This is a genomic window from Mesorhizobium sp. M1365 (genome assembly GCF_040317865.1).
In the GTDB taxonomy this organism is placed as follows: Bacteria; Pseudomonadota; Alphaproteobacteria; order Rhizobiales; family Rhizobiaceae; genus Mesorhizobium.
Genome location: NZ_JAMYLG010000003.1, coordinates 159,907 through 172,360, shown reverse-complemented (window position 1 = coordinate 172,360; position 12,454 = coordinate 159,907). Strand labels below are relative to the sequence as shown.

Sequence of the window (12,454 nt, the reverse complement as noted above, 5' to 3'; positions counted from 1 at the left end):
TCTGATTGGCAGGCACCGGCGGCACTTCTAGCGGTCCTCGAAGCCGGTCAGCACGCCGACGGCGTTGATGCCGATCTCCTCGACGGCGTAGCCGCCTTCCATGACGAACAGCGTCGGCAGGCCGAGCCTGGCGATGCGGCGGCCGATCCTGGGGTAGTCGGAGGTCTTCAGCTTGAACTGGCTGATCGGGTCCTTCTCGAAGGTGTCGACGCCGAGTGAAACCACGACGACGTCAGGAGCATAAGCCGAAAGCCTCGTGCAAGCGTCCTCGAGTGAGGCGTTCCACACGTCCCAGCCGGTGCCGAAGGGCATCGGGTAATTGTCGTTGAAGCCTTCGCCGTCGCCCTCGCCGCGTTCGTCGGCATGGCCGAGGAAGAAGGGATATTCCGTCATCGGATCGCCATGCAGGTTCAGCACCTGAACGTCACCTCGGCGATAGAAGATCTCCTGGGTGCCGTTGCCGTGGTGATAATCGATGTCGAGGATCGAAACGCGCCCGGCGCCATGGTCGCGGAACCATTGCGCGGCGACGGCGGCGTTGTTGATGAAGCAATAGCCGCCCATGAAGGCCGCCCCCGCATGGTGCCCTGGCGGGCGGCACAGCGCGAAGGCGGAAGGCTCACCGGCCTTGACCAGCGCGGCGGCGGTCAACGCGACGTCATAGGACGACTTGATCGCATCCCATGTGCCTTTGACGAACGTTGCCCCACCGTCGAAGGAGTAGAAGCCGAGCAGCGCATCGATGCCTTTCGGGCGCACGTCGCCGCGCAGGCCGCGCGTCGGCCAGGTGAAGGGAATGGCCGAACCGCTGCGGCCCGATGCTTCCCAGAGCGGCCACACGGTCGGCAGGAAATCGATATAGTCGCTGGCATGCACCTTCCTGGCGGCGGCGAGGTCGTGGCTTTCCGGCGGCAGGATCGGACCGAGCTTCTCGCTCTCCACCCGCGCCCTGATGAACTCGGCGCGCGACGGCTTTTCAAAGGCCGGCACGATGGCGCCGGCGATCAATTCGACATTGCCGGAATGGCCGGCATGGAAAGGCGACAAAACAGTCTTCATGAAATTGTTCCGTGGTGAGACGCGGCGACCCTAACCGTCCTGCACTGCCTTTCACAAGGCGCTGGGCCAACCAGCCATGGCTTGCTGGCCCGGCAGCCGGTCGTCTAGCCTGCCGGCAGCGCAACCGACCTGCGGGTAATCATGAGTTCAAATGCCGACCTGATCGTCACCAATGCCCGTGTGCTGACCATGGACGAAGGCAATCCGACAGCCGAAGCGGTGGCGATAAAGGACGGCAACATCCTGGCGGTTGGCGATCGCCGGACGATCGAGACGCTGAAAGGGCCGGCCACGAAGATTATCGATGCGCAAGGCGGTTCGGTGGTGCCGGGCTTCATCGAAGCGCATATGCACCTTTTCGGCGGCGCCGCCGAACTGGACAATCTGCACCTTCAGGGCGTGCATGGCTTCGATGCGCTGAGCGACGCGATCCGCGCCTACGCTGCGGCACGGCCGAACGCCAAATTGCTGCTTGGGGCCGGCGTCGACTACACTATCCTTTCCAAGGAAGAGCCGGTCACCCGCCATCATCTCGACCGCATCATCGCCGACCGGCCGTTCGCGATGTCGGCTTCCGATCACCACACGATGTGGGCCAACACCAAGGCGCTGAAGCTGGCTGGCATCCTGCACGGCAAGCAACTCGGCCCCGGCAACGAGATCGTCATGGGCGCCGACGGCCTCGCGGCGGGCGAATTGCGCGAGGGAGAGGCGTTCGGGCCGATCCTCGAGCTTTCCGGGCAGAACCGCGTGCGGCTCGGCCTTGCGACAGGCGGCGAGCCCGAGCCGTACCCTTCCGCAGCCGAAGTCGCGGCCGATCGCGACCTGATGCATCGCGGTCTGGAATGGTGCGCCCGCCACGGCATCACCTCGATCCAGAACATGGACGGCAATCTCTACCAACTCGAACTGCTTGCCGGTTTGGAGCAGGAAGGGCGGCTGCTCTGCCGCACCAAGATACCTTTTCATTTCAAGAACTTCATGACGCTCGACAAGCTGGAAAAGGCATCGAGCATGGCCAACTCCTATCGATCGGAATGGCTGTCGTCCGGCATGGTCAAGATGTTTTACGACGGCGTGCTGGAAGGCTGGACCGCGGTCATGGTCGACGACTATGCCGACCGGCCGGGCTGGCGCGGTGAGCCGCTGTTCACGCCAGAGCATTTCGCCGAGGTAGCGGTGGAGGCCGACCGGCGCGGGCTGCAGATCGCCGTGCATTCGATAGGCGACGGCGCTGTGCGCGCGGTCCTCGACGGTTACGAGGCGGCGCGGCGGAAGAACGGCAGGCGCGACAGCCGGCACCGGGTCGAGCACATCGAGGTCACCACTGCCGCCGACGTGCCGCGCTTTGCCGAACTCGGCGTCGTCGCCTCGATGCAGCCGCCGCACCCGCCCGGCGCCATGGACTTCCCGCTGGAGCCGACGCTCTCGCGCATTGGCCGCGAAAGATGGCCGCTCAGCTATGCCTGGCGGACGCTGAAGCAGGCGGGCGCGCATGTCGTTTTCGCTTCCGACTGGCCGGTGTCGCGGGTCGACCCGATCCTGGGCATTCGGGCGGCGGTGCTGCGCAAGCCTTGGGCAGAGGGCGACCCCGACCAGAGCTTCTCGCTGCTGGAAGCGCTTGCGGGCTATACGGTCGAAGGCGCCTATGCCGAATTCATGGAACACCGTAAGGGCCGGCTGAAACCAGGCTATCTGGCCGATCTGGTGGTGCTGTCGGCCGATATCGAGGCAACTGAACCGGCTTCCTTGCACAAGGTGCGTCCGGTCAGCACCATCTGCGGCGGCAAGATCACTTACCGGGGTTGATGATGGCGCTGACTATGGCATGGGGCTTGCGTTCTGAACCGAGATCCAGATGCATGGTTGCCAAGCCGACCGGCATATGCTGACAATCGAATGGGAACTGGATCCGCCATCAAGAGCGGACATGAAAATGGGGTAATGCGTGCCGGATCAACCGGGTAAGAGTGCAATCGAGGTCTGCGGCGTCCGCAAGGTGTTCGGTACCGGGGACGCACAAGTCGCCGCTCTCGACACGGTTTCGGTGTCGATCCGCGAGAACGAGTTCTTCACGCTGCTGGGGCCGTCGGGCTGCGGAAAGACGACGCTGCTTAGGCTGATCGCCGGCTTCGATTTTCCCAGTGAAGGCGAAATCCTGCTGCACGGCCACGACATCGCGCCGCTGCCGCCGTTCAAGCGGCCGGTCAACACCGTCTTCCAGTCCTATGCGCTGTTCCCGCACATGACAGTGGCCGAGAATATCGGCTTCGGCCTGGAGATGCTGGGCAAGCCGAAAGCCGAAATCAAGGCACGCGTCGCCGAGATGCTGAAGCTGGTCAAGATGGAGGCGCTGAGCGGCCGCCGCACCAGCCAGATCTCCGGCGGCCAGCAGCAGCGCGTCGCACTGGCCCGCGCGCTGGCGCCGCAGCCGAAAGTGCTGTTGCTCGACGAGCCGCTGTCGGCACTCGACTACAAGCTGCGCAAGGAAATGCAGATCGAACTGAAACGGCTGCAGCACCAGACCGGCATCACCTTCATCTTCGTCACCCATGACCAGGAAGAAGCGCTGACCATGTCCGACCGCATCGCCGTGATGTCGGCCGGCAAGATCCTGCAGGTCGGCACGCCCTGGGACATCTATGACAAGCCGGCCGAGCGCTTCGTCGCCGACTTCATCGGCGAAACCAATTTCCTGACCGCGGCCATCACCGGCATCGGCAACGGCAAGGCGCGCGCGACACTAAAATCCGGCGCGACGATCGACGCGACGGTGGCTGAGGGCTTCCAGCCGAAGGAGAATGCGACGCTGGTGGTCAGGCCGGAACACGCCAAGCTGACCGGCGGCAAGGGCGATCTTTCCGGAACCGTCGAAAACATCGTCTATTTCGGCACCGACACGCATATTCATGTCCAACTGGACAGCGGCGAAGCCTTCACCGTGCGCCAGCAGAACACGCGCAGCGCAGGCTGCGGTTTCGAGCGGGGCGACAAGGTCGGCGTCTCGATCGGCAACGACGCCGCGCAAGTGCTGAGGGATTGATGGCGAGCGCGGAAGAAGTCGCCAAGGCGGCCGAACGGCGCGACATCCGCGACCGCTGGCTGCTGTCGGCGCCGGCCCTGCTGATCATCTTCCTTGCAGCAACCGGTCCCTTGCTGATCGTGCTGGTTTATTCGTTTTTGACGCCCGGCCCTTATGGCGACGTGAAGTGGCAATTCTCGCCCGAGGCCTGGACATCGGTGTTCATGGAACGCGACATCTTCGACGACACGCTTTCCATTGCTGCCGCCCATGTCACTATCTTCTGGCGCTCGATCAAGCTTGCCATCGTGACCACGATCGCTACTTTGGCGCTTGGTTTTCCTACTGCCTATTTCATGGCGACGCGCAGCGAGAAGACGCGCGATCTCTGGCTGTTCCTGATCACCATACCGTTCTGGACCAACTTGCTGATCCGCACCTTCGCCGTGCTGCAGATCATCCGCAACGAGGGGTTGATTAACACGGTGCTGCTCAAGCTCGGCATCATTTCGGGGCCGATCCAGATATTGTTCACCGATTCGGCGATCCTGATCGGCATGGCCTATGTCTATCTGCCGCTGATGGTGCTGCCGATCTACGCCAGCATGGAAAAACTCGATTTCCGGCTGGTCGAAGCCGGCTACGATCTTTATGCGACACGCTTCCAGGTGCTCAGGCGTATCATTTTCCCGCTGGTCAAGCCGGGCGTCATCGCCGGCTCCATCCTGGTGTTCATTCCGGCGCTCGGCGCCTATGTCACACCGGTCCTATTGGGCGGCGGTAAGACCATGATGCTTTCCAACCTGATCGAGCTGCAGTTCGGGCAAGGCCGCAACTGGCCGCTCGGCTCGGCGCTGTCGATCGCCGTCATGGTCATCGTCATGGTGGCGCTGCTCGCCTATGTGCGTAACACCGGCCGGTCGGAGATGCGTCATGGCTAGCAGCTTCGCAATCAAGCATCAGCCGGGATTCACCGCGATCGCCGCGACCTGCTTCGTCGTCCTCTATCTGCCCATCGTCGTGCTGGTCGTCTATGCCTTCAACGCCGCGACCTCGACGTCGGAATGGGGCGGCTTCTCGCTCAAATGGTTCCAGTCGGCGTGGCAGAACACGCAAGTCATCGACGCCACCGTGCGCTCCTTCCAGATCGGCGCCATCGCGGCGATCCTGGCCACGATCTTCGCCACCATGGCGGCGCTCGCCACCACGCGCACGCCGCCCTATCCCGGCCTGACCTTCAAATATGCCGCCATCAACCAACCTTTGATGGTGCCGGAGATCGTCACCGGCGTGGCGCTGCTGATCTTTTTCTCGCGCATCAAGATATTCACCGGCTATTCCGGACTCGGCTACCTAATCGCGGCGCATACGGCCTTTTGCATTCCGTTCGCCTACCTGCCGATCCGGGCGCGGCTGGAGAACATGGACCTGACGCTGGAACGGGCCGCCGCCGATCTCTATGCGACGCCGTGGAAGACGTTCCGCCGCATCACCCTGCCGCTGCTTTGGCCCGGCATCCTGGCCGGATTGATGCTGGCCTTCGTAATCTCGCTCGACGATGTCGTCATCACCGAGTTCGTGAAATCGGGCGGCCAGGACACGCTGCCGACCTACATGCTTGGCCAGATACGTCGAGGGGTAACGCCGGAGATCAACGCGATATCGACCGTGTTCCTGCTCTTGTCGGTCGCCATCGTGACGTTGTTTTTCTTCATCAGCAGGAAACGGGACTGAAAATCGAAAATGGGAGCTAAAACATGAACTGGAAGACATCAGCGACCGCCGTCGGGTTGGCGCTGCTCGCCTCGACAAGCGGCGCTTTCGCGGACGGCGTTTTGAACATCTACAATTGGGGCAACTACACCAGCCCCGACGTGATCAAGAAGTTCGAGCAGAAATACAACATCAAGGTGACCATCACCGATTACGATTCGAACGATACGGCGCTGGCCAAGGTTCGCCAGGGCGGCACCGGCTTCGACATCGCGGTGCCTTCGCAAACCTTCGTGCCGATCTGGATCAAGGAAGGCCTCGTTCAGGAGACCGATCCCGGCAAGATGGAGAACTTCAAGAACGTGGCGCCGGAATGGGCCAATCCCGATTTCGATCCGGGCCGCAAATATTCCGTGCCATGGGCCTGGGGCACGGTGGGCATCGTGGTGAACACCGATGTCTACAAGGGGCCGTCGGACAGTTGGGGCATCATCTTCAACACGCCCGACGAACTGAAGGGCAAGGTCAACGTCGTGCCGGAAATGAACGACGTCATGTTCGCGGCGACCAAATATGTCGGCGCCGCGCAATGCGCCAGCGACAAGGAAACGCTGAAGAAGGTGCGTGACACGCTGGTTGCTGCCAAGCCGAACTGGATCGCAATGGAATACAATACCATCGAGAAAATGGGCGCCGGCGATTTCAAGGCGACCAGCGACTGGAACGGCTCAGCCCTGCGCCAGCGGCTGGCGAACCCCAAGATCCACTATTTCTATCCCAAGGAAGGTTTTGGCCTCTGGAGCGACAATGTCATGGTCCTGAAGGAAGCCAAGAATGTCGAGAACGCCAAGCTGTTCCAGAACTTCATCATGGATCCGGAAAATGCCGCCGGCCTATCCGCCTTCCACCGCTACGCCAACGGCATTGCCGGTTCCGACAAGTACATGCCGGCCGATATGAAGGATGCGCCGGAAGTCATCATCCCGGAAGACGTCAAGGCGCATGGCGAGCTGCAAAAATTGTGTTCCGAGGACGTGCAGGCAATCTACAGCAAGATCTGGACCGAACTGCAGAAGTGACCGCATCGTGATGGACCCGGCGGCAGGCGCCGGCCGGGTCCGTTTTGTCCGCATTTTTTTAACGTCGCCTATCGGTGGCGACACTGAAAGCCGTGCACGCCATCGCCGCGGCGCTCGCCTAGAACGCCAAAGACCCGGAAGGAAGCGGCTATGGCCGGCAAGACCGCGTTCGAGACCAGATATGGCTTTGCCCGCAAGGAGGTGCTGCTCGGCAATTGGCGGGAAAGCCCGTTCAGCCGGTGGTCGTTCCAGAATGTCGGCGAGCTGGTGCCGAGCGCTGCCGTGGCGGCACAGCCGGGCAGCAGCGAAGCGTCGGCCCAGGATTTCGGCGGGCTACTTGGCGAAAAAGTCGCTCTTGCAGGCGGCGCGGAGACTGTCGCGGCGTTTCTCGCGCGCTCCGATACCGACGCGCTGACGATCATGAAACGCGGCAAATTCGTCGGCGACTGGTTCGCGCCGCATATGGAGTTTGGGGCGCGCCACATCGTCTTTTCGATCAGCAAGTCGCTGACCGCCATTGTTGCCGGCATATTGGAAGGCGAGGGGATTTTCGATCCGCAGGCTCCGGTAAGCCGCTATCTGCCCGAAGCCGCCGGCTCGGCCTATGGCGATGCGCGTGTGCGGCACGTGCTCGACATGAGTGTCAGCCTCGATTTCGAAGAGGCCTATCTCGATCCGGAAAGCGCCTTCGCCCGCTACCGCCGCGCCATGCTGTGGAATCCAGGCGGGGGCATCGAGAGCCTGGCCACTTTCCTCATGACGCTGCAGGGTCTGGCCGAGCCGCATGGCCGGACGTTCCGCTACCGTTCGCCCAATTCCGACCTGCTCGGCATCCTGCTCGAACGTGCGTCTGGCCGGCGTTTCGACGATCTGATGCGCGAAAAATTATGGGAGCCGCTCGGCGCCGTCGGCGACGCCTCGGTGACAGTCGACATGGAAGGCACGGCGCGCACCGCTGGCGGCATTTCGGTGACGCCGCGCGACCTTGCACGCGTCGGCGAGATGATGCGGCAAGGCGGCGTGGCCAATGGCCGCCGCGTCGTGCCGGAAGCCTGGATGCGCGACACGACCGAAACTGGCGGCGACGCCGAGGCCTGGCGGCGCGGCACGATGGCGTTCCTGTTTCCGCGTGGCCGCTATCGCAACAAATGGTACCAGACGGGCGCGGCAAGCGGCGCCTTCTGCGGCATCGGCATCCACGGCCAGTGGCTTTACGTCAATCCGAAGGCCGAAATGGTAATCGCAAAGATGTCGTCGCAGCCGGTACCGGTCGACGATCCGCTCGATCTGGATATGATTTCCTTCTTCGAGGCGCTGAGCCGGATGGTCTGATCCATCCAGACAGCCCGACCTTTCCTGTGGACCTCTCGCCGGGTTGAAAATGGCGCGGTTGGCGCGGCAGTGCTCTGCGCCTATGGTCGCTGCTCGTTTCGACTAGCGACAGGTACGACATGGCAGCCGACATCAAGCGCATCGCAACCATCATAGCCGCCGAGATCGCCGCGCGGCCCGAACAGGCTGCGGCGGCGATCGGCTTGCTCGACGACGGCGCGACCGTGCCGTTCGTGGCGCGCTACCGCAAGGAGGTCACCGGCGGCCTCGACGACACGCAGCTGCGCGACCTCGCCGAGCGGCTGGCCTATCTGCGCGAACTCGACGCGCGCCGCGACACCATCCTTGGTTCGATCCGCGAGCAGGGCAAGCTGACCGAGGAGCTCGAAGCAAAGATCGCTGCAGCCGCTACCAAGGCCGAACTCGAAGACATCTACCTGCCTTACAAGCCGAAGCGCCGGACCAAGGCCGAGATCGCACGCGAGCGCGGGCTCGGGCCTCTGGCGGAAGCTATTCTCGCCGACCGTACGGCTGTACCCGCCGAGCTGGCGCTGGCCTACATCAGCGAGGACGTGGCCGACGCCAAGGCGGCGCTCGAGGGTGCGCGCGATATCCTGTCCGAACAGTTCGCCGAGAATGCCGATCTGGTCGGCAGATTGCGGACCTACATGAAGGAACGCGCCTTTCTGCGCTCGCGCGTCGTCGACGGCAAGCAGGAGGCCGGCGCGAAATTTTCCGACTATTTCGACCATGTCGAGCGCTGGGCCAACGTGCCGAGCCATCGCGCGCTGGCCATGTTGCGCGGCCGCAACGAGGAGGTTCTGTCACTCGACATCGAAGTCGATGCCGATGACGCCTCTCCGGTGAAACCGGTTGAGCGGATGATCGCCGACGCCTACGCCATCGGCCGCCAGTTGCCGGGAGACCGCTGGCTGATGGAGGTCGCCGGCTGGACCTGGCGCACAAAGCTGTCGCTGCACCTGACGCTCGATCTGATGCGCGATCTGCGCGAGCGGGCCGAAGAAGGAGCCATCCATGTCTTCGCCCGCAATCTCAAGGATTTGCTGCTTGCCGCCCCTGCCGGCTCACGGCCGACGATGGGGCTCGATCCGGGCATTCGCACCGGCGTCAAGGTGGCGGTGGTGGACGGCACCGGCAAGCTGCTGGCGACGACAACGGTCTATCCGTTCCCGCCGAAGAACGACGTGCGCGGCACGCAGGCCGAACTGGCCAAGCTCATCCGGCTGCACAAGGTCGAGCTGATCTCGATCGGCAACGGCACCGGCAGCCGCGAGACCGAAAGGCTGGTGGCCGACATGCTGGCTGACATGCCTGCCGGGTCCGGGCCGAAGCCGCTCAAGGTGATCGTCAGCGAGGCCGGCGCCTCGGTCTATTCCGCCTCGGCAACGGCGGCGGCGGAATTTCCCGGCCTCGACGTGTCGCTGCGCGGGGCAGTGTCCATCGCGCGGCGCCTGCAGGATCCGCTCGCCGAACTGGTCAAGATCGAGCCCAAGTCGATCGGCGTCGGCCAGTACCAGCACGACGTCGATCAGTACCGCCTCGGCCGCTCGCTGGAAGCCGTGGTCGAGGATGCGGTAAACGCCGTCGGCGTCGATCTCAACACGGCCTCAGCGCCGCTTCTGGCGCGGGTTTCGGGTCTCGGCGCATCGCTGGCCGAGGCGATCGTTGCGCATCGCGATGCCTCCGGCCCGTTCGCCAGCCGCCGCGAACTGTTGAAGGTCTCCCGCCTTGGACCCCGCGCGTTCGAGCAATGCGCCGGCTTCCTGCGCATTCCAAACGGCAGCGAACCCCTCGATGCCTCGGCCGTGCATCCGGAAGCCTATGGCGTTGCCAAGAAGATCGTCGCGGCCTGCGGGCGCGACGTCCGCTCGCTGATGGGCGACAGCGCCGCACTCAAGGCGCTCGATCCGCGCGTCTTCGTCGATGAGCGCTTCGGCCTGCCGACGGTGCGCGACATCCTGGCGGAGCTGGAAAAGCCCGGCCGCGATCCGCGCCCCGGCTTCAAGACCGCGACCTTTGCCGACGGCATCGACGACATCAAGGATCTGAAGCCCGGCATGCAGCTTGAAGGCACCGTCACCAATGTCGCGGCTTTCGGCGCCTTCGTCGATATCGGCGTGCACCAGGACGGATTGGTGCACGTCTCGCAACTGGCCGATCGGTTCATCAAGGACGCGCATGAGGTGGTCAAGGCCGGCGACGTGGTCAAGGTGCGTGTCGTCGACGTCGATATCAAGCGCAAGCGCATCGGCCTGTCGATGCGCAAGGATGGTGACGGTGGCGCACCGAAGCCGCGCGACAATGGCGGCAGGCCGGTGCCGCGCGCGCCCGCGCCCCAACGCCAGCCGGAGCGGCCGGTGCAGCAGGGCGCGTTCGGCGCCGCTTTGGCCGATGCGTTGAAGCGGAAATAATTTCGCGAGCCGGCTGTGGCAGGTCAGACGGCGGCGCTCGACATTGATGATCCATCACCAATGCTCATGGATCGGCGAAGCTATTTCGTTTGATTTTTTCAGGACGGGAGCCGATAAGCCGCGCGTTTCAAGATTTCTGTTTCGATGCATGTCGTTATCCCCAAGCTGCCGAACACCCTCGGGTCAGGCCCGCGGGCAAGCTTTGGGCGACATGCATGAGTTTGGGAGACCGAGAGCCATGGCCGCCGACAAGAACGCATTCGTCTGGGATGATCCTTTCCTGATCGAGGACCAGCTTTCGGAGGACGAGCGCATGGTGCGCGATGGCGCCGCGGCGTTTGCCGCCGACAAGCTCGCTCCTAAGATCGAGGAAGCCTATCTCGAGGAGAAGACCGACGCCGGGATCTTCCGCGAAATGGGCGAGGCCGGTCTGCTCGGCATCACCATCCCCGAGGAATATGGCGGGCTCGGCGCCAACTACGTCACCTACGGGCTGGTCGCGCGGGAAGTGGAGCGGATCGACTCGGGTTATCGCTCGATGATGAGCGTGCAGTCGTCGCTGGTAATGTATCCGATCCATGCCTATGGCTCGGAAGAACAGCGCAAGAAATACCTGCCGAAGCTGGCGTCGGGCGAATGGATCGGCTGCTTTGGCTTGACCGAACCTGATGCCGGTTCCGACCCGGGCGGCATGAAGACGCGGGCCGAGAAGACTGCGAGCGGCTACAGGATCTCCGGCTCGAAGATGTGGATTTCCAACGCGCCGATCGCCGACGTGTTCGTCGTCTGGGCAAAGTTGTCCGACGAAAGTGGGGGCGCGCATGACAACCAGATTCGCGGCTTCGTCCTGGAAAAGGGCATGAACGGGCTGTCGGCGCCGAAGATCGGTGGCAAGCTGTCGCTGCGAGCCTCGATCACCGGCGAAGTGGTGATGGAAGGCGTCGAGGTAGGCGACGACGCGCTGCTGCCCAATGTCTCGGGTCTCAAAGGGCCGTTTGGCTGCCTCAACCGGGCACGCTACGGAATTTCCTGGGGCGCCATGGGCGCGGCTGAGGATTGTTGGCACCGCGCCCGCCAGTATGGCCTCGACCGCAAGCAGTTCGGCAAGCCGCTGGCCGGTACGCAGCTTTTCCAGAAGAAGCTCGCCGACATGCAGACCGAGATCGCGCTCGGCCTGCAGGGCAGCCTGCGCGTCGGGCGGCTGATGGACGAAGGCAAGATGGCGCCGGAGATGATCTCGCTCGTCAAGCGCAACAATTGCGGCAAGGCGCTCGACATCGCCCGCCAGGCCCGCGACATGCATGGCGGCAACGGCATCCAGATCGGCTACCACGTCATGCGCCACGCCCAGAACCTGGAAACCGTCAACACCTACGAGGGCACGCATGACGTGCATGCGCTGATCCTCGGACGGGCGCAGACCGGGTTGCAGGCATTCTTTTAGGGTTCAGGCTCCGCTTCCAGGATGCCCGTGCCTGGTATCTCCCCTCGCAAAGCGGGAGATCGGCAACTTTCGTCGACCATGCCACATTTTGTTCTTGCTTTGTGCCGGCAGCTATGCTACTAATTTGGGTATGGTGCTAATTGGCTCCAACGACCCGCCCGCCGAGGCGGGTTTTTCTTTTCCGCTCTTTTCGACGAAGCATCGCGTGTGCTGCCGATCATCGATATCGGCGGGAAGCGCCCGGTGCTGACCCGCCGGACTTCGGCTCTGCAGCGTTGCAACGTCTTGCCGCCACACTGCGGAATCCCGGGGTCGGCGCTCCGTTTCGTGAGCTATGAAAGCTGCTTGATTTAGGTGCAGCGCAACATCTCTG

Annotated in this window: 9 protein-coding genes; 8 read left to right on the top strand and 1 reads right to left on the bottom strand. The window is 63.3% G+C overall.

Going from position 1 to position 12,454, the window contains the following annotated elements; genetic code table 11:
- Window positions 1–27: 27 nt before the first annotated feature.
- Window positions 28–1,059 (bottom strand): histone deacetylase family protein, encoded by a 1,032-nt coding sequence (locus tag NKH04_RS05015; protein ID WP_352918220.1) that lies wholly within the window; start codon window positions 1,057–1,059, stop codon window positions 28–30.
- Window positions 1,060–1,200: 141 nt separating this feature from the next.
- On the opposite strand from NKH04_RS05015, the gene NKH04_RS05010 reads away from it, so the two are divergent.
- The 8 genes from NKH04_RS05010 (at window position 1,201) to NKH04_RS04975 (ending at window position 12,081) form a co-directional block, all read left to right on the top strand.
- Complete coding sequence (locus NKH04_RS05010; RefSeq protein WP_352918218.1) at window positions 1,201–2,868, top strand: amidohydrolase; 1,668 nt, start codon at window positions 1,201–1,203, stop codon at window positions 2,866–2,868.
- Between the two features lie 139 nt (window positions 2,869–3,007).
- Entirely contained in the window at window positions 3,008–4,102 is a 1,095-nt protein-coding gene (locus tag NKH04_RS05005) for an ABC transporter ATP-binding protein (protein WP_352918216.1), read from the top strand.
- Window positions 4,102–5,022, top strand: coding sequence for an ABC transporter permease (locus NKH04_RS05000; protein ID WP_352918214.1), 921 nt, complete (start codon window positions 4,102–4,104; stop codon window positions 5,020–5,022). The genes NKH04_RS05005 and NKH04_RS05000 overlap by 1 nt, the downstream gene beginning before the upstream one ends.
- A complete protein-coding gene (locus NKH04_RS04995) occupies window positions 5,015–5,815 on the top strand; it encodes an ABC transporter permease (RefSeq protein WP_352918212.1) in 801 nt (266 codons plus the stop codon). The genes NKH04_RS05000 and NKH04_RS04995 overlap by 8 nt, the downstream gene beginning before the upstream one ends.
- Window positions 5,816–5,838: 23 nt before the next feature.
- A complete protein-coding gene (locus tag NKH04_RS04990; RefSeq protein WP_352539328.1) occupies window positions 5,839–6,873 on the top strand; it encodes an ABC transporter substrate-binding protein in 1,035 nt (344 codons plus the stop codon).
- A gap of 150 nt (window positions 6,874–7,023) precedes the next feature.
- Window positions 7,024–8,205 carry a serine hydrolase domain-containing protein gene (locus NKH04_RS04985; protein ID WP_352918210.1) on the top strand — a complete coding sequence of 394 codons (1,182 nt, stop codon included), beginning with the start codon at window positions 7,024–7,026 and terminating at the stop codon, window positions 8,203–8,205.
- Window positions 8,206–8,324: 119 nt separating this feature from the next.
- Entirely contained in the window at window positions 8,325–10,637 is a 2,313-nt protein-coding gene (locus tag NKH04_RS04980; RefSeq protein WP_352777051.1) for a Tex family protein, read from the top strand.
- Between the two features lie 238 nt (window positions 10,638–10,875).
- A complete protein-coding gene (locus NKH04_RS04975; RefSeq protein WP_352918208.1) occupies window positions 10,876–12,081 on the top strand; it encodes an acyl-CoA dehydrogenase in 1,206 nt (401 codons plus the stop codon).
- Window positions 12,082–12,454: the final 373 nt, after the last annotated feature.

Coding starts and splice junctions, on each gene's coding strand:
- NKH04_RS05015 (WP_352918220.1), bottom strand. CDS start 1,059: ATGAAGACTGTTTTGTCGCCTTTCCATGCCGGCCATTCCGGCAATGTC.
- NKH04_RS05010 (WP_352918218.1), top strand. CDS start 1,201: ATGAGTTCAAATGCCGACCTGATCGTCACCAATGCCCGTGTGCTGACC.
- NKH04_RS05000 (WP_352918214.1), top strand. CDS start 4,102: ATGGCGAGCGCGGAAGAAGTCGCCAAGGCGGCCGAACGGCGCGACATC.
- NKH04_RS04995 (WP_352918212.1), top strand. CDS start 5,015: ATGGCTAGCAGCTTCGCAATCAAGCATCAGCCGGGATTCACCGCGATC.
- NKH04_RS04990 (WP_352539328.1), top strand. CDS start 5,839: ATGAACTGGAAGACATCAGCGACCGCCGTCGGGTTGGCGCTGCTCGCC.
- NKH04_RS04985 (WP_352918210.1), top strand. CDS start 7,024: ATGGCCGGCAAGACCGCGTTCGAGACCAGATATGGCTTTGCCCGCAAG.
- NKH04_RS04980 (WP_352777051.1), top strand. CDS start 8,325: ATGGCAGCCGACATCAAGCGCATCGCAACCATCATAGCCGCCGAGATC.
- NKH04_RS04975 (WP_352918208.1), top strand. CDS start 10,876: ATGGCCGCCGACAAGAACGCATTCGTCTGGGATGATCCTTTCCTGATC.